This window comes from Mesorhizobium sp. P2_H9, assembly GCF_056403215.1.
On sequence record NZ_JBFUFX010000017.1, the window covers coordinates 90,716 to 107,435 of the forward strand.

The window sequence follows — 16,720 nt, forward strand, 5'->3', positions numbered from 1 at the left end:
TGCGCCCATGATGGACAACAAACCTTTTGAAACGCCGGTCGTGGTCGAACTCGGTCATGTCGGCAAATATCGCCATATCCGCAGCACCCAGGAGGCGGCGGAGTGCCTGATGACCGTTTGGCCGCTCAATCGCGGTCCTCGGCATCGTGATGCCCTCGACACTTGCCTCAAAGTGCTGGAAGGTTATCGTTCGACGGCGGATGCACGCCGCGCCTTGATCGAAGCGGCCAAGGAATCGGAAGTGCTGGTTCCCGACGACCGGCTGCTTGACAGCAAGCTGCATTGAGCGAACGGGCTTTTCATCAGGAGGACTTCATGGCGAAGCTGACTTACAAGATCGTCGAGCACGACGGGGGCTGGGCCTACAAGGTCGGCTCGACATTCTCGGAGACGTTCCCCAATCATCAGGACGCGCTGCGCGCCGCCGAGATCGCTTCGGCGGAGCAGCAGGTTGCCGGCTCGACCGACGGCATCCAGTACGAGGACGCCGATGGCAAATGGCATGATGAACTGGCCGACGGCCGCGACCGGCCACAGACCGAAGTTTCCGACTAGTTTTCGATTTTGTTTGTCTCTGCCGGCCGTGGATGCCCGTTGGAGGCATCCTGCCGGTCAGTCGAGGTCTGCAGCCGATTACTTGCCGCAATAGTGATCGTTTACACCGGAATCGGCGTTGGCGTCCGGTCCTGGCGTGTTCGAAGCGCAAGGTCCCATCGCCCCGGAGCCCATCGTGTTCAGACCGGACGCATCATGGTTCGTCGTAATGCTGCCGGTGGTGTTCGGATCGACGGTCGTCTGTTCAACCGGGCGATGCCGGGTATGCGAGGTATAGACGCCTGACGATTGCGCCATCGCCGAAGTGGCGAGGCCGAGCGTCAAAACCGATGCTGCAAGAATTCTGGTGATCATTGAAGTTACTCCGTGTCTGCGTCGCGATGCTGCGACACGGGTCAACCCGGCAATCACCCCAAAGGTTCAGTGAAATTGCCGTGAGCGCGCGGTGATATCGGGCTGGCAAACGCCCGCTCGGCGATGCGCCTGATGAAGGCGGTGACCCGTTCCGGCTCGATGAATTGCGGCATGTGCCCGAGCCCCTCGACGGGCTCGAAATCGAGCCCCCTGATCTTCTCCGTCATCGGCGCGCCATGGACATGGATGCCCAGCACACGATCGCGCGTGCCGAACAGAATGCCGGCCGGCATGGCGATTTCGCCATAACGCGGCTCGAGGCCGCCGAGGTCGCGCTCGATCGCGACGACATCGGTTGATGTCGCGTAGAAATGGCTCGGCCGCAATCCGCACCAGCCGCCGCCATCCACCATATAGTCGGCCGGCGTGATCTGCGGCGCAAAGACGAACTTCAGCGTATGCCGTGCGTATCTCAGGCTCGCCGGCATCGCCACGGTGTGGGCCATGATCCAGCGCAGCAAGGGCGACTGGATGTAGAGCGAGCCGAATTTTTCCCGCACACGCGGTTCCAGATGCGTCAACGGCGCCAGCAAGGCGATGCCGGAAATCGCTTGCGGATCCTCCACCGCCAGCGTCAGCGCGATGGCGCCGCCCAGCGAATGGCCGACGATGAGCGGCTTTTCCAATCCGAGCGCTTCAATGAAGTGCCGCACGATTTCGGCTTGTTCGGGCAAGCGCCCGCTGGCGCCCCTGGCCCGCACCGAATGGCCCGAGCCCGGCCGATCGAGTGCGATCAGCCGGTATCCCGGGCCAAAGCGGCCGAACAGCGTATGGCGGAAGTGATGGAGCTGCGCGCCCATGCCGTGCAGGAAGACGATGGGCCGCCCCTCGCCTTCCTCGACATAGTGGATGCGGTTGCCGTCGACCTCGACGAATTTGCCGCGCGCCGGCACCAGCCTTTCGGCCTTGGCGGCGATCCACAACGTCGCCAGCACCAGAAAGACGCCCACGGCGACCGCCAGCAGCAGCAGGCCGCCGAGCAGCCACAGCAGAATCGATAGATCCATTCTTCACCCGGGATCTGGACCGGCGCGCACCATCACCCACGGCCGGTTTGACCGCAAGGGAGCCGAGCGTGTTAGAGGCTGCATTGCCGCCGGTCCCATGTCGCGCTATCTCAGGCGACCTTGCCTGCCACGGGCGACCGTGTCTGCCCAAGTCGACCCGTTTGCCGGAGCTTGCCATGCCTGAAATCGTCACCGCCGCCATGCTCGTCATCGGCGACGAGATTCTGTCCGGCCGCACCAAGGACAAGAACATCGGCCACCTCGCCGACATCATGACGGCGATCGGCATCGACTTGAAGGAAGTGCGCATCGTTCCCGATGAGGAAGACGAGATCGTCGCCGCGGTCAACGCCGTGCGCGCCCGCTATACCTATGTCTTCACCACCGGCGGCATCGGCCCCACCCATGACGACATCACCGCGGATTCGATCTCCAAGGCCTTTGGCGTGCCGTGCGAATACGACGCCAAGGCCTATGCCATGCTGGAAGCAAGCTACGCCGCGCGCGGCATCGAATACACCGAGGCGCGCAAGCGCATGGCGCGCATGCCGCGCGGCGCCGACCATATCGACAATCCGGTGTCCATCGCGCCCGGCTTCCGCGTCGGCAACGTCCATGTCATGGCCGGCGTGCCGTCGATCTTCCAGGCCATGCTCGACAATGTCGTGCCGACGCTGAAGGCGGGCACAAAGATGCTGTCGGCAACGGTGCATTGCCCGTTCGGCGAAGGCCTGATCGGCGGTCCCTTGGGCGACATCCAGAAGGCCCACCCGGACACCATCATTGGCTCCTACCCGAAATATGGCGACGGCAAATTCTGGACGGAACTGGTCGTCCGTGCCCGCAGCCAGGAGGCGCTGGACGCCGCGCGGGCCGATGTCGAAGCCTTGGTCGCGGGCCTCGCCAGCACGGCAAGTTGATCTGGATCAGACCGGAACCAAGCATGGCGCTGTAGCGTTTCCCACAGACGATTTCGATCGTACGCAAAATGAGGGATTTGCCATGCGTTTCAAGACCATCGTTGCCATATTGCAGAATGAGCAGGATGCCGAGCGCGTGCTCGACTGCGCCATCCCGCTTGCGGAGCGCTTCCAGAGCCACCTCATTGGCATCCATGCCGAAGCGCTTCCTGTCCCCTACACCTCGGCCACCGGCTTTCCCGACACCGAATTCCTACAGGTTTCCGCCGACATGAGCCGGGAGCGCGCCGACAAATTGCAGGCCGTTTTCCTCAAGCACATCGAGAATTCCGGTCTGTCCTTCGAATGGCGCAGCCTGGAGAGCTTTTCCGGCGACAGCGCGCTGACCGGCATCTCTAGCGTCCGCGCCGCCGATCTGATCATCGCCGCGCAGCGCGATACCGGCGGCGACCCGAGCGCCGACGTCGACACGCTGGTCTATGATGCCGGCCGACCAGTGCTGGTGGTGCCGCATGCAGGTCCGCTCGCCACCAGCTTCAAGCACGTGCTTCTGGCCTGGAACGGCAGCAAGGAGGCCGCACGGGCCGCCTTCGACGCCCTGCCCTTCATCATCGAAGCCGAGAAGACCGACATACTGGTCATCGATCCGCCGGATACGCTGGATGAGAATTCGGAGGCCGCCGGCGCCGAGATCGCTGCGGCTCTGTCGCGGCATGGCGCCACGGTCAGCGTCTCGGTGCTGCAATCGGGCGGTATCTCCGTCGATGACGTCATCCAGACCAGGATCACGGAGACCGGCGCCGATCTGCTCGTGCTCGGCGCCTACAGCCACTCCTGGCTGCGCCAACTGCTGTTCGGCGGGGTGACGCGCACGGTGCTGCGCACCGTGCCGGTCGCGGCCTTCCTGTCGCGCTGATTCATCAGGGCGTGGGCGCGACGTGTTTCAAGTCCACAGCCTAGAGCTGCGTTGCCCTTGCCAATGCCCTGACTTTCCAGTTAATTCCGCGCGCAKTCCACAGTGTTGCGCGCGGAGTGCACGAATGTCCCTTCCCGAAAAAGCTTTTCCGGTCTCCTGGGACCAGTTCCACCGCGATGCCCGCGCGTTGGCCTGGCGGCTTGCCGGCGCCAACAAGGGCCAGTGGAAGGCGATCGTCTGCATTACCCGCGGCGGTCTGGTCCCGGCGGCCATCATCTCGCGTGAGCTCGGTATCCGCGTCATCGAGACGGTCTGCGTCGCCTCCTATCACGACTACACCAGCCAGGGTCAGTTGCAGGTGCTGAAGGAGATCACGCCCGCGCTGCTCGTCGATGACGGCGTCGGCGTGCTGATCATCGATGACCTCACCGACACCGGCAAGACGGCAGGCATTGTGCGCGCCATGATGCCCAAGGCGCATTTCGCCACCGTTTATGCCAAGCCGAAAGGCCGGCCACTGGTCGATACGTTCGTCACCGAAGTCAGCCAGGACACCTGGATCTATTTTCCCTGGGACATGGGTTTTACCTACCAGAAGCCGATCGCCGACGACCACGCTGGTTGATTCGCGTCGGTTCTTCTTTCCAGTCGAAACGGTCAGGCGAGCACTCTTTGCTTTGGAAAGAGGCTCGCAGGGCACCATATTTCGTGAAGTCGACCGTTTCCGGTGACGTTTTGCGCATCGGTGTGAAGTTTTTTACTTTTATTGCTTATGATTAGCCGTAAGATTCGTGAGACGGCAAACGATTCTGGAGGCTGGGGCTAGCTTCTGCAATGTTGACGAGGCCAACGACGCACAACCATCTGGCCGAAAGGGTCCGGCGACTCTTCGGCTCAGCGCCGTGCCGCCTGCAGGTTGCCGCCTTGCCCTGGCGCGATACCGGGAACGGCGTCGAGATCATGCTGATCACCAGCCGTGACACTGGCCGCTGGGTGATCCCCAAGGGCTGGCCCGAGGCCAAGGAGCCACTTTGCGAGGCTGCGGCGCGCGAAGCCGGCGAGGAAGCCGGATTGCGCGGCACCGTCTCCCATCTCGAAGCCGGCCGCTACTTCTATGCCAAAATGTTGGCCTCCGGCGAGGAAGTACCTTGCGAAGTGCTGGTGTTTCCGTTGCTGGTCGACAAGGTCGCCGACCGGTGGAAGGAAAAGCGCGCGCGCACCCGCAAATGGGTGAATTCCACCGAAGCGGTGCGCATGGTCAACGAACCGGATCTTTGCCAGATCATCGCCTATTTCTGCGCCGATCCGCACAGGTTCGACTGATTCAAAACTGAAATGTCCTGCGACGGCCACTGATTTGTGGCATACTGCGTGCCGGCACGGGGGTGCTGTTGCGTCGAGGAATCGATCGGCTACGCCGATTTTATCAATGGTAAACCCCGCAAACCCACTCCAAGAGAAGTCCGACGAGCACCGGCGCGAACACCGCCAGCGCGTGCTCAAGGGCGGGACGATCATCACCGGGATTCAGAATTCCGAGATCAGCTGCACCGTGCGCAACCAGCATGAGGGCGGCGCCGAGTTGAAGGTCGCGGCCGATGCCCGGGTGCCCGATCGCTTCCTGCTCTACATTCCCGTCGATGGAATTGGCTATCGATCCGAGGTTCGCTGGCGCCGCAACGACAGGATCGGCGTTCAGTTCACCGGCACCGAGGGCAAGCCGAAGCTGCATTACGGCTGATCATTCCGCATTTGGCACTCAGACCAAGGCACCCGGACCGGACTTCGATCCGGGTGCCTTCTCGATCAGATCACCAGCCCCTTGGTCAGTTCCAGCGCCTGACGCTCGAACAGGCGGCGGTAGATGCCGCCTTGCAGCCGGATCAACTCGTCATGCGAGCCCTCTTCGACGATGCGGCCGCGATCGAACACCAAAAGCCTGTCGAGCGCCCGCACCGTCGAAAGCCTGTGCGCGATGACCAGCGTCGTGCGGCCGACCATCAACCGCTCCATCGCCTGCTGGATCAGCACCTCCGATTCCGAATCGAGGCTCGATGTCGCCTCGTCCAGGATGAGGATGCGCGCATCGGCGAGGAAAGCGCGCGCGATCGCCACGCGCTGACGCTCACCGCCCGATAGTTTCACGCCACGCTCGCCGACCAGTGTGCCATAGCCCTTCGGCAGGCCGACGATGAAGTCGTGCGCGCTGGCCAGCCGTGCCGCGTGCTCGATCTCGGCCTGGCTGGCGCCCGGCCGGGCATAGGCGATGTTTTCGGCCAATGACCGGTGGAACAGGATCGGCTCCTGCTGGACGATGGCGATCTGCCCGCGCAGCGACGCTTGCGCCACCGTGGCAATATCCTGGCCGTCGATCAGGATCTTGCCAGCGTTGACGTCATAGAGGCGCTGGATCAGCTTGACGAAGGTCGTCTTGCCCGAGCCTGAATGACCGACCAAGCCAACACGTTCACCCGGCGCAATGTCCACCGAAAAGTCGCGGTAAAGCGGCAGTCGATGGTTGCCATAGTGGAAGGTGACATTGTCGAAGCTGATGCGGCCATCGGCAATTCGGATCGGCCTGGCGCCAGGCCGATCCTCGATGCCGAGCGGCTCGGACTGGAAGTCGACCAGTTCCTCCATGTCGTTGATCGAGCGCTGCAGATTGCGGATATGCGTGCCGATATCCCTGAGATAGCCCTGCAACACGAAGAACGCAGTCAGCACGAAGGCGACATCGCCGGCGCTCGCTTGCCCCCACGACCACAGCATCAGCGCCAGGCCGATCACGGCGGCCCTGAGCACCAGCAGCAGCGCCCCTTGCGTGGTGCCGTTGACGGTGCCGCGCACCCAGGTGCGGCGCGTGCGCGCGCGCCATTTGGCGACGACCCTGGCAAGGCGCGTTTCCTCGCGCACTTCGGCGCCAAACCCTTTGACCACGGCGTTGCAGCTCACCGCATCGGCGAGCGAGCCGCCGAGGCGTGTGTCCCAGCTATTGGCGAGCCGTGCCGCCGGCGCGACATAGCCGAGCGACAGCATCGCCGTCACCGTGATGAACAACACCGAGCCGGCCGCCACGACCGCACCCATCATCGGCCAGAACCAGCCGAGCAGCAGCGTCGAGCCGAGCAGCATGACGACGGACGGCAACAGCGCGATCAGGATGGTGTCGTTGAGCAGGTCGAGCGCCCACATGCCGCGCGTCACCTTGCGCACGGTCGAGCCAGCAAAGCTGTTGGCGTGCCAGTCGGTAGAAAAGCGCTGGACGCGGTGGAAGGCGTCGGCGGCGATATCCGCCATCATCTTCAGCGTCAGCTCGACGATGGCCATGAACGCCAGGTTGCGCAGCACGACGCCGGCAAGCGCCAGCGCCACCAGCATCGAAAACGCCGCCATTGCCGCGTTCCACGCCACCTCGTCCGCGCCGGCGCTGCTGGCGACGGCATCGACCAGCCGGCCGGAATAGAGCGGCGTCAAAACGTCGGCCAGGGTCGACAGCAGGAAGGTGCCCATGATGAGGGAAAGCCGCCACGGTTGACGCCGCCAATGGCCGAGCGTGAAGCCAAGAACGCTGCGAAAGGCGCCTGCGCGCAGATCGATTCGAAAACGAGCCATGATGTCATTCGGGCGCAAACGAGCCCGATCCCGGTAAGGTCGAAAATTGAAGAAACCGCGCTAGGGCAACTGGCCCAGGGAATGCGGAGGTTCGGCATATTTGGCGGCGCACCCGATTTGTCGGGTCGCGACCGGCATCGACGAACGCCTGTTCTCAGTCCGGCTTTGCCACAGAGGTAAAAACCTCGTAGCGCGCCGTCTGGAACCTAGGCTTCGCGGCCTCGCATGATGGTATCAAATGCTGGCATTCGGTCCTCCCAAAGGGGAATCGCGGAGACGTTCTTATAGGGACGGCTCAACGCCTCGCCAAGACAGGGAACTGCCGAAAGCGCATCTGGTCCACCCAGTGAGACGATTTTGCAACAACGGCGGGTTGTGCCGACACCGTCGGACATTCAAACCCAACGTCTACCCGCGATCCCTGAATCGATTGGTGATCGGATAGCGGCGGTCGCGGCCAAAGTTCTTGCGGGTGATCTTTACACCGGGTGCCGCCTGACGGCGCTTGTATTCGGCGATGTAGAGCAGGTGCTCGATGCGCGTCACCGTCGCCCGGTCGTGGCCGCGCGCGACGATGTCGTCGACGCCCATCTCGTTCTCGACCAGGCATTCGAGGATGTCGTCCAGCACCGGATAGGGCGGCAGCGAATCCTGATCGGTCTGGTTCTCGCGCAGTTCCGCCGACGGCGCCTTGTCGATGATGTTTTTTGGGATCACCTCGCCCGACGGCCCGAGCGCACCCGGCGGCACGTGGCCGTTGCGCCAGCGCGACAGCGCATAGACCTGCATCTTGTAGAGGTCCTTGATCGGATTGAAGCCCCCATTCATGTCGCCATAGAGCGTGGCATAACCGACCGACATTTCGCTCTTGTTGCCGGTTGTGACCACCATCGAGCCAAACTTGTTGGAGATCGCCATCAGGATGGTGCCGCGCGCGCGGCTCTGCAGGTTTTCTTCGGTGATGCCTTCCTTGGTGCCCTCGAACATCTGTGTCAGTGTGTGCAGGAAGCCTTCCACCGGCTCGAAGATCGGCACGATGTCATAGCGGCAGCCGAGCGCACGGGCACAGTCCTCGGCGTCCTTGAGCGAGTCCTTCGAGGTGTAGCGATATGGCATCATCACCGCGCGCAGCCGTTCTTCGCCAAGCGCATCGACGGCAAGGGCGGCGCAGATCGCCGAATCGATGCCACCGGAAAGGCCGAGCACGACATTCTTGAAGCCGTTCTTGTTGACGTAGTCGCGCAGGCCCAGCATGCAGGCGCGATAGTCGGCCTCCTCCCTTTCGGGGATTTTCGACATCGGTCCTTCCGAGCAGACCCAGCCCGCATCCGTGCGCTTCCAGGTGGTGACGTCGACCGTCTCCTCGAACTGGCTCATCTGGAAGGCAAGCGTCTTGTCAGAACCTATGGCAAACGATGCACCGTCAAAGATCAGTTCGTCCTGGCCGCCGAGTTGGTTGGCATAGATCATCGGCAGGCCGCATTCGATGACCTGGCGGATGACGACCTGGTGGCGGACATCGATCTTGGCGCGATAGTAGGGCGAGCCGTTCGGCACCAGCAGGATTTCCGCCCCGCTTTCGGCCAGCGTCTCGCAAATGGCGACATCGCCCCAGATGTCCTCGCAGATTGGAATTCCGATGCGGATGCCGCGGAAGTTGACCGGCCCCTGCATTTCAGGGCCGGCCTGAAAGACGCGCTTCTCGTCGAACTCCCCGTAATTCGGCAAATCGAGCTTGTAGCGCTCGGCAAGGATCTTGCCGCCATCGGCAAAGATGATCGAGTTGTGGGTGCCGCTCTTGCGCTTCAGCGGCGTGCCGATGATGACGCCGGGGCCGCCATCGGCGGTGTCGGCGGCAAAGTCCTGCGCTGCCTTTTCACAGACTTTCAGGAAGGCCGGCTTCAGCACCAGATCCTCCGGCGGATAGCCGGCGAGGAAAAGCTCGGTGAACAGCACGAGGTCGGCGCCCTGGCGGGCGGCATCCGCCCTCGCCTCGCGCGCCTTGGCAAGATTGCCGGCGACGTCGCCGACCGTCGGGTTGAGCTGGGCAACAGCAATGCGCAGAATATCAGGGGCGGTCTTCTTGGTCATGCCTGCTGACTTAGCGCGGCAAATTTGCCCGGGCAATGGCGTTCGTTTGGACCAATCCGGACCGATCGATGGTGTCCCTATTCGCCCATATATTCGCGCAGTGTATCAGGTGAATGGTTCTCGCCGATCGACATCGCCAGGATGCGCGAAATGTGGCGGCGCGGCAGGCCCGTTTCCGCCGCCCAGACGTTGATCTGGTCCTGGATCTTGCCGAGATCCTTTTTCGAGGTCGGACTTTCGGCGATGTCGAGGCCGGCATCGCGCAGCGCCGCTCCCATGTCGGCCGAGATGATGAAGGCATCCCATTCCAGCCAGCGCAGGAAATACTGGCCGGTGTTGCCGCCGAGCCGGCTGCCATGCTTGCCGAGATAAGCCATCAGCCCGATCTGGTCGTCAGCAGGCCAATCGGCGAGAAATTTGCCGAAACCACCATGCTCCTTCGATACGCGCTCGACGAAGGCGGCGTTGTCGCGCACGGATTTGATCTTCTGCGGGTTGCGCACGATGCGCTTGTCGGCCGTCAAATCGTGCCAGAAATCGTCAGGCTGGAACAACAGCCGCTTCGGTTCGAAGCCGAGGAACGCTTCCTCGAAGCCCGGCCATTTCTGCTCGATGACCCGCCACACGAAGCCGGCGGCAAAGACCCGCTCGGCCATCGTCGACAGGATGCGGTCATCGGTGATTTTCGCCACCGCGGCATTGTTGGGCACGGGCCCCAGCAGCGACGACAGCTGGGCCTCACCGCCCTTGCGTTTGGCGGCACGGGCGCGGATTTTCGCGAAATCGGTCATTTTGCTTCCCATCCTCACGCCACGCTTTTGACGGAGCGCCATCTTCCTATATGCAAACATGGCTGCCAAGCCGATGCTTTTCCTATGGAGACATCCATGAACAAGACCGTGCCAGAACTCGCCAACCGCTGGCTGAAGCGAACGCCGGAGGCTCTCAGCGAGCTCGAGCGACGCGTGCTGCAGAGCACCGTCGACCGCAAGCCGATTTCGCAAGACATCAATGACAGTGTTGCCGGCCTTCAGGGCGCCGGCGACCGTATTGCCGATGCCATCGCCCGCATCGGCGGCTCATGGTCGTTCATCCTGTCCTTCATCGCTTTCCTGGTCCTCTGGATCGCAGGCAATTGGTGGCTGCTGGGGCAAAGCTCGTTCGACCCCTACCCCTTCATCTTTCTCAATCTCGTCCTGTCGATGATCGCTGCCCTGCAGGCGCCGGTAATCATGATGTCGCAGAACCGCCAGGCCGCGCGCGACCGCATCGACGCCGCTCACGACTATGAGGTCAATCTCAAGGCCGAGATCGAGATCATGGCGCTGCATGAAAAGCTGGACGAGTTGCGCCACAGCCAGATCATCGGCATGCGCGACGAGATCGCGCAGATCGCCGAACAGCTGAAGCGGATCGACGAACGGCTGATGCCGCAGACGTCATGACGGAGACCATCCATCATCTCATCGAGCAGTATGGGCTGATCGCTGTCTTTCTCGGCTGCGTCGCCGAGGGTGAAAGTGCCGCCATCCTCGGCGGCTTCTTCGCGCACCAGCACGTCTTCGTGCTGTGGCAGGCCTTCCTCGCTGCGGCTGTTGGCGCCTTCGCAGGCGACACCTTCTTCTTCACTCTCGGCCGCAGCTTTGCCGATCATCCCTATGTGCTCAGACTGAAGGCCAGGCCGGGATTCAACCATGCTTTTCGGCTCGTCTCCTCGCACCCCAACATCTTCGTGCTGTCGAACCGCTACATCTACGGCCTGCGCCTGGTCGGCGGCATTGCCGCCGGCTTTGCCAGCATCACGGTGACGCGCTTCGTCATTCTCAACGCCGTGTCGTCGCTGGTCTGGGCGGCATTGTTCTGCACCATCGGCTATGTTTTCGGACTGGGTGCTGAGCGTATCGTCGGCCAGGCACTGCATCGTCACGAACGGCTGTTGGTAGCGCTCGCCATCGGGCTTATCGTCGCCATCCTCGCCTGGCTCCTCGCCCGCTCGGTCGCCAAGAAGGAGCGCGCCAAGGACGCCCGCGATAGCGAAGTCACGTAGTTCAGTCGTCGTCCTCGATCAAGGCGCGGTCGCCGCGGTCGAGGATCAGCGGAATGATCAAATCTTCCTCGTCGGCCAAATGCCGCTTCAGCATGGCAATCAACCGACTGTTCTCGTCGGCACAGGCGTCGGCGGCGAAGCGCTGCTTGTCCTCGCTCTCCTGCAACGTCCGGATGAACGCATTCCCCGCCTCGGCGTTGCGCTCCAGCCCCTCATGGATGGTCTGGTGATCGGCATCGAGGATTTCGAAGCCGCGTTTCAGCCGCGGCTCGGCTTTGGCGAAGACCGGGAAGTATTGATAGTCTTCGACATTGTGGTGGCCGTCGAGATGCCCAAGAAAATGGTTGAGGCGCGGCGCGAACCAGCGGGCGAAATCCGGCGCCGTCTGCCTGCCCTCGCGATAGTCGCCAATGCCGTTGCTGAGCATGCCACCGAGCTCGCGAAACATGTCATGCCGCCCAAGCCACATATTGGCCAGGCCATGGATGTTGGCATGGCCCTGCCAGTTCTCGCGTGGATATTTTTGCGCCAGCCAGCGCAAATCGTCTGGCAGGCCCGCCCGTTCAAACAGCAAGAAATCGGCGGCCTTGGCCATGACAGTCTCCTTTGGATACCGTCATGTAGTACCTGAAGTGTCAGATCGGTAGTCCCGTGATGCGCTCGATGATGGCGATGCCCCAGACGCCGGCCACGATCAGCACCGAAATCAGCACCGCCAGCGAACCGCAATCCTTGGCCAGCTGGATATCGACGTTGAACTCCCGGCTGAACGCATCGCATGCCGCCTCGATGCCGGTATTCAGAACCTCGACCATGATCAAAAGCAGCACCGCGCCGACCAGCAGCGCGTAGCCGCGCCATGACACCGAGACAAACCAGCCAAGCGGCAAGGCAAGCACCAACAGCATCAGCTCCTGCTGAAAAGCCTTTTCGCTGGCGGCCAGCTTGCGAAACGCCCGCACTGAATTGAAGAAAGCATCGATAAGCCGCTGCATGCTCAAATCCCCTGGAATCACCGGCAGGGGATAACGCAATGGCCGGATCAAGGGAATAAGGCAGGCGCTTCAAAAATCATTGGCCCGCACCGTGTCACTCCTCGGCAACCTTGACCGACGGCGTCGACCTCTCGAACTGCGGCAGCGCATCGTCGATCGAATAATAGTCGCCCTTGTCGCCGACGAAGATGTGGCACTGCCCCACAAGCTCAGTGGGCTTGTCGAACAGCCCGGCCATGACCGAGACATAGGCGTCGTCGCGCGGCTTCCAGAACAGCAGCGAGCCGCATGTCTTGCAGAAGCCGCGTTTGGCAAACGAAGACGCCTCGTACCAGGTGATGCTCTCGGCGCCCGCTATCGTGATGTTTTCATCGGGCACATTGGTTGCGGCGTAGAAATGCCCGCTTTGCTTGCGGCATTGCGAGCAGTGGCAATAGACCACCCCGCGCAACGCTCCCCGCGTGTTGAAGCGCACCGCCCCGCACAGGCACGATCCGCTGTGATTGTCATCCATCCCGGCCTCCGTTCGATAGCGCCATTCATGGCTTCGCCACACTGGCAGGATTCCAGTTCTGCTGCGTACAGGCAAATGCGACACAGCGCGGGCGCGTTTTGAATTCCCGCTGCACGGCTGCAAAGCTTTTACAGCCTGAGGTAGAGAAAACGTGCTGAACCACGTGACATTAAGGAAACTTTAGCGCCCCCGCATCTATGGTCCTTGGCAGCGAAAGTCGTGATTGGGGACGCGGCTTTTCGAAGGTTGACCTGGAATTCGGCTCACGCCCCGTCGGCGACATCATGCACTCGCAGGTCTGCGAAGGCTCCCAGGGGTAGAGTGAACAGAACATGCAGCCGGTAGCCGTCCAGACCGACCGAAATGCAGACATCGCAACCAATGTTGTGATGACCATGCGCCAGCTCGGCGTGCTCGGTCTGCCGCGCAACTATGAAATCTTCTACGAGGCGCTGAACGGCACCAATCGCGAGCTCAGCCTTGCCGTCGTTTCGTTGAGCAACCGGCCGACGCAAGAGGAACTGGACCAGATCGGCCGCACCTTCTTTGCGCAGCATCATGGTCCCGGCATTGTCGAGCAGGCGCGCGACGTCCTTGCCAGCGAGCTCGAGGACATCGCCTCGCTGCTGCGCAATGAACGCAGCCATATCGAGAAATACGGCAGGATCCTCGACGAAACGTCGAGCGGACTTTCCAACCGCAGCCTGCTTTCGCAGGATCTGCTGCAAAAGGTCGTCAGCGCCATATCTGCCGCCACCAATTCGACGATCGACCACGGCAAGCAGGTTGCCAGCACGCTGAGCGACAAGACGGCCGAGCTCGAAAGCGTCAAGTCCAAGCTCGAGGAGTACAAGCGGCTCGCCGACACCGATCCGTTGACCCACATCTGGAACCGCCGCGCCTTCGACAAGCAGATCACCAGGATCTACACCAGCAACAAGGGCATCCTGTTCAACGCACTAATCCTTGCCGACATCGACCGCTTCAAGGACATCAACGATCGCTACGGCCACCCGGTCGGCGACAAGATCATCCAGATTGTTGCCGACATTTTCCAGACCAGCATTGCCGCCGACATGTTCGTGGCCCGAACCGGCGGCGAGGAATTCGCGTTGATCATCGAGGGTGTCAGCGAGGACACCACCTACGAGATCGCCGAGCGCATACGCGCGCTGATTGAACAGACGCCGTTCACCAGCAGCCAGACCGGCACCAACTACGGCACCGTGACCGTATCCATGGGCATCTGCATGGCATCCGAGGCCGAAAGTGCCGAGGACCTGTACACCAAGGCGGACCGGGCGCTCTATCGCTCCAAGGTCAGCGGGCGTAACCGCGTGACCAGGCATTCGGCGATGGCCGGCCGCGCCGGCAAAAGCTGGCTGCTCTACAAGAAGGACTGATCCCTTTCGCCGCAAGGGTTTGTCGGCCGCGCCTCCAATTGTTTTGATCCAGCATCTTTCCATATGAATTTTTATGGCCTATATTTCCCATAGAAATGGAAAGACCATGTCTGTGATACAACCCAAAATCGCTGCCAACGCAGCCGAAAATGCGGTTTTGACCAAAGCCACGCTGCGCGCCGCCGACCTTCTGGACATCACCGCCAGGATGCTGGCTTCCGTCATCGGTGTTTCGGAAGCCACGGTTTCACGCATGCGCCGGCAGGAGTTCCTGCTGGAGCGCGGCACCAAACCGTTCGAGCTGGCGGTGCTGTTCGTGCGGCTGTTCCGCTCGCTCGACGCCATTGTCGGCGGTGACGAGACCGTTGCCCGCGCGTGGCTGAAGAACGCCAATACGGCGTTCGACGGCAGCCCGCTGGAAAAAATCCTGACCATATCAGGGCTTGTCGATGTCATTGCCTATCTGGACTCCCGACGCGCTCTCGTCTGAAGCGGTCCGCCTCGACGGCAAATACTGGCGCATGGTCGAGGCGCAGCACCGTGTCTCGACATTGAAAGTCGTCGACACGCTGGACGAACAGGCGCTGCTGGAAGACCTGATCGAGGAAACCAAGCCGCAGATCCCGCTCGAATGCCGGCATCTCCATTATCTCCTGGCGACGCCGTTCCGCTACGGCTCGGTCTATCCGCACGGCTCGCGCTTCCGCCGCGCCGGCAAGACCTTGGGCGTCTACTATGCCGCCGAAACCATGATGACCGCGGTTGCCGAAATGGCCTTCTACCGTCTGCTGTTCTTTGCCGAATCGCCGGACACACCCTGGCCACGCGACGCCGCCGACTACACCGCCTTCGCCGCCGCCATCAAATGTGCCAACGCCATCGACCTGACACGGCCGCCGCTTGATCGCGATGCCGCGGCGTGGACGCATCCAACCGACTATGCCGCTTGCCAGGCGATTGCCGATGTCGCGCGCATGGACGGGATGCAAGCAATCCGCTATCGCTCGGCGCGTGACCCCAAGGGCGCCAACATCGCACTGCTGACCTGCAAGGGGTTCGCCAAGGCAAAGCCGCTGGAGCCGCAGACCTGGCGCATCCGCCTCGGCGCCTTCGGCGTGCAGGCGATCTGCGAATTCCCGGAAAAGCGCATCGAGTTTTCCAGGACCGCCTTTGCCGCCGATCCCCGACTGAATGGACTGCGCTGGGAACGCGGGCGCAAATAGCTCCAGCTCGGCTCCAAGGTGTGTTGAGATTCAGGTCAGGCCGAGTCGAAAATGGCGGATTCCGAGAACCGGAGCGGAGCGTACTTTTCGTACGTGAGCACCGGAAGCGCAGGAAGCCGCCATTTGCAGGCCGGCATCACCTGAATACCGACACAGCTTACGCGAGGATGTTGACGGCACGCGCCGCCACCAGCGCGATCGTCAGCAGCGAGATCATCGCCTCCGCCATCATCAGCAGCTTGGCGCGCTGGCTGAGCGGCAAGGTGTCGGTGGGCGAGAACGCCGTCGCGTTGGTGAAGGCCAGGAACACGTAGTCGACAAAGCCGGGCAGCCAGTCATGGGTTTCGCGGTCGGGCAGCGTCATTTGCGGGAACAGGAAGTCGGCCTGCGCGCGCTTGACCAGACCGCAGGTCGGCGGCCCGCCCCGGTCGGTGCTCCAGAACCATAGAGCAAACACGATGACGTTGGTCACCCAGATGTTCAGCGCGTCGACCAGCAACGTCGTTCCGGCGCCGGCGTGGCCTTCGAGCAGCGCCTTGACCAGCAGAACCAGCGCCCCGCAGTTCATGATGCTGATGACGCCGGTCGTGACCAGTGCCGTCCGGCGGATGTAGACGCGAAACCGGCCGATCGCATACCAATGCTCGTGGTCGACGGCCTTCTGCGTCGCCATTTGTGTCCAGGCGGTCGCGATCGACAGCGGTACAAGCAGGGTCGCCTCGATCACAGGCGCCAACCAGCGCGGCCCGAACGACAAATCGTTGATGACGAGAAGCTGCAGGCAGATGATGACGAGGACCGCAGCGCGCGCCGACCAGAAGTCAAGCGCGCGGTGGTGGATGATGGCATGCTCGTGGCGCATGGTGTTGGCGACCGGATGGAGAGGGCTCGGAGCTTCCGCGTTCCGCCCCAATCTTGGTTTTGCAATGGTCGCGTGCGAACACATTTTCGTATGCTCGGATGTGATGACGGCCCGCCATGCATCGCCGCGAAACGAAAAAGCGCCGGATTTCTCCAGCGCTT

General features: G+C 62.2%; 21 protein-coding genes. 12 read left to right on the plus strand and 9 right to left on the minus strand.

Going from position 1 to position 16,720, the window contains the following annotated elements:
- The first annotated feature begins 7 nt into the window (after positions 1-7).
- Positions 8-286 carry a DUF982 domain-containing protein gene (locus tag AC1DXN_RS27135; protein ID WP_477247244.1) on the plus strand — a complete coding sequence of 93 codons (279 nt, stop codon included), beginning with the start codon at positions 8-10 and terminating at the stop codon, positions 284-286.
- A gap of 29 nt (positions 287-315) precedes the next feature.
- Positions 316-555: a DUF2188 domain-containing protein gene (locus AC1DXN_RS27140; protein WP_477247246.1), complete on the plus strand. Its 240-nt coding sequence runs from the start codon at positions 316-318 to the stop codon at positions 553-555.
- Positions 556-633: 78 nt separating this feature from the next.
- Here AC1DXN_RS27140 and AC1DXN_RS27145 read toward each other — a convergent pair whose 3' ends face one another.
- The gene (locus AC1DXN_RS27145; protein ID WP_477277337.1) at positions 634-909 is read right to left on the minus strand and encodes a hypothetical protein; all 276 of its coding nucleotides are present in this window, start codon (positions 907-909) and stop codon (positions 634-636) included.
- A 53-nt stretch (positions 910-962) separates the two neighbouring features.
- A complete protein-coding gene (locus AC1DXN_RS27150; protein ID WP_477277335.1) occupies positions 963-1,976 on the minus strand; it encodes an alpha/beta fold hydrolase in 1,014 nt (337 codons plus the stop codon).
- 176 nt (positions 1,977-2,152) lie between these two features.
- Between AC1DXN_RS27150 and AC1DXN_RS27155 the strand changes: the two genes are divergently transcribed.
- From AC1DXN_RS27155 to AC1DXN_RS27175, 5 genes are all read left to right on the plus strand, one after another.
- Positions 2,153-2,896 carry a competence/damage-inducible protein A gene (locus AC1DXN_RS27155; protein WP_477247252.1) on the plus strand — a complete coding sequence of 248 codons (744 nt, stop codon included), beginning with the start codon at positions 2,153-2,155 and terminating at the stop codon, positions 2,894-2,896.
- 82 nt (positions 2,897-2,978) lie between these two features.
- Positions 2,979-3,812 (plus strand): universal stress protein, encoded by an 834-nt coding sequence (locus AC1DXN_RS27160; protein WP_477277333.1) that lies wholly within the window; start codon positions 2,979-2,981, stop codon positions 3,810-3,812.
- A gap of 124 nt (positions 3,813-3,936) precedes the next feature.
- A complete protein-coding gene (gene gpt / locus AC1DXN_RS27165; protein WP_477247260.1) occupies positions 3,937-4,437 on the plus strand; it encodes a xanthine phosphoribosyltransferase in 501 nt (166 codons plus the stop codon).
- A 209-nt stretch (positions 4,438-4,646) separates the two neighbouring features.
- A complete protein-coding gene (locus AC1DXN_RS27170; RefSeq protein WP_477277331.1) occupies positions 4,647-5,135 on the plus strand; it encodes an NUDIX hydrolase in 489 nt (162 codons plus the stop codon).
- Between the two features lie 106 nt (positions 5,136-5,241).
- The gene (locus AC1DXN_RS27175; protein ID WP_477277329.1) at positions 5,242-5,553 is read left to right on the plus strand and encodes a PilZ domain-containing protein; all 312 of its coding nucleotides are present in this window, start codon (positions 5,242-5,244) and stop codon (positions 5,551-5,553) included.
- 65 nt (positions 5,554-5,618) lie between these two features.
- Here AC1DXN_RS27175 and AC1DXN_RS27180 read toward each other — a convergent pair whose 3' ends face one another.
- The 3 genes from AC1DXN_RS27180 to AC1DXN_RS27190 form a co-directional block, all read right to left on the minus strand.
- A complete protein-coding gene (locus AC1DXN_RS27180) occupies positions 5,619-7,424 on the minus strand; it encodes an ABC transporter ATP-binding protein (RefSeq protein WP_477247266.1) in 1,806 nt (601 codons plus the stop codon).
- Positions 7,425-7,832: 408 nt separating this feature from the next.
- Positions 7,833-9,515, minus strand: coding sequence for an NAD+ synthase (locus tag AC1DXN_RS27185; RefSeq protein WP_477277327.1), 1,683 nt, complete (start codon positions 9,513-9,515; stop codon positions 7,833-7,835).
- A gap of 77 nt (positions 9,516-9,592) precedes the next feature.
- Positions 9,593-10,306, minus strand: coding sequence for a DNA-3-methyladenine glycosylase I (locus AC1DXN_RS27190; RefSeq protein ID WP_477277325.1), 714 nt, complete (start codon positions 10,304-10,306; stop codon positions 9,593-9,595).
- 96 nt (positions 10,307-10,402) lie between these two features.
- Here AC1DXN_RS27190 and AC1DXN_RS27195 point away from each other — a divergent pair, with 96 nt between their 5' ends.
- Together AC1DXN_RS27195 and AC1DXN_RS27200 are read left to right on the plus strand one after the other, a co-directional pair.
- The gene (locus AC1DXN_RS27195; protein WP_477277323.1) at positions 10,403-10,960 is read left to right on the plus strand and encodes a DUF1003 domain-containing protein; all 558 of its coding nucleotides are present in this window, start codon (positions 10,403-10,405) and stop codon (positions 10,958-10,960) included.
- Positions 10,957-11,562: a DedA family protein gene (locus tag AC1DXN_RS27200; RefSeq protein WP_477277321.1), complete on the plus strand. Its 606-nt coding sequence runs from the start codon at positions 10,957-10,959 to the stop codon at positions 11,560-11,562. Before AC1DXN_RS27195 ends, AC1DXN_RS27200 begins: the two co-directional genes overlap by 4 nt.
- A 1-nt stretch (position 11,563) precedes the next feature.
- Here AC1DXN_RS27200 and AC1DXN_RS27205 read toward each other — a convergent pair whose 3' ends face one another.
- The 3 genes from AC1DXN_RS27205 to AC1DXN_RS27215 form a co-directional block, all read right to left on the minus strand.
- Positions 11,564-12,157: a hemerythrin domain-containing protein gene (locus tag AC1DXN_RS27205; protein ID WP_477277319.1), complete on the minus strand. Its 594-nt coding sequence runs from the start codon at positions 12,155-12,157 to the stop codon at positions 11,564-11,566.
- A gap of 40 nt (positions 12,158-12,197) precedes the next feature.
- Positions 12,198-12,557, minus strand: coding sequence for a diacylglycerol kinase (locus AC1DXN_RS27210; protein WP_477247279.1), 360 nt, complete (start codon positions 12,555-12,557; stop codon positions 12,198-12,200).
- A 94-nt stretch (positions 12,558-12,651) separates the two neighbouring features.
- The gene (locus tag AC1DXN_RS27215) at positions 12,652-13,071 is read right to left on the minus strand and encodes a GFA family protein (protein WP_477277317.1); all 420 of its coding nucleotides are present in this window, start codon (positions 13,069-13,071) and stop codon (positions 12,652-12,654) included.
- Between the two features lie 332 nt (positions 13,072-13,403).
- Between AC1DXN_RS27215 and AC1DXN_RS27220 the strand changes: the two genes are divergently transcribed.
- The 3 genes from AC1DXN_RS27220 (at position 13,404) to AC1DXN_RS27230 (ending at position 15,697) form a co-directional block, all read left to right on the plus strand.
- Complete coding sequence (locus AC1DXN_RS27220) at positions 13,404-14,474, plus strand: GGDEF domain-containing protein (protein ID WP_477247283.1); 1,071 nt, start codon at positions 13,404-13,406, stop codon at positions 14,472-14,474.
- 106 nt (positions 14,475-14,580) lie between these two features.
- Positions 14,581-14,964, plus strand: a complete 384-nt coding sequence (locus tag AC1DXN_RS27225; RefSeq protein WP_477247285.1) for an antitoxin Xre/MbcA/ParS toxin-binding domain-containing protein — start codon at positions 14,581-14,583, stop codon at positions 14,962-14,964.
- Positions 14,924-15,697, plus strand: coding sequence for an RES family NAD+ phosphorylase (locus AC1DXN_RS27230; protein WP_477247287.1), 774 nt, complete (start codon positions 14,924-14,926; stop codon positions 15,695-15,697). The genes AC1DXN_RS27225 and AC1DXN_RS27230 overlap by 41 nt, the downstream gene beginning before the upstream one ends.
- 157 nt (positions 15,698-15,854) lie before the next feature.
- Here the strand turns inward: AC1DXN_RS27230 and AC1DXN_RS27235 are convergent, their stop codons facing one another.
- Positions 15,855-16,559 (minus strand): hypothetical protein, encoded by a 705-nt coding sequence (locus AC1DXN_RS27235; RefSeq protein WP_477277315.1) that lies wholly within the window; start codon positions 16,557-16,559, stop codon positions 15,855-15,857.
- Positions 16,560-16,720: the final 161 nt, after the last annotated feature.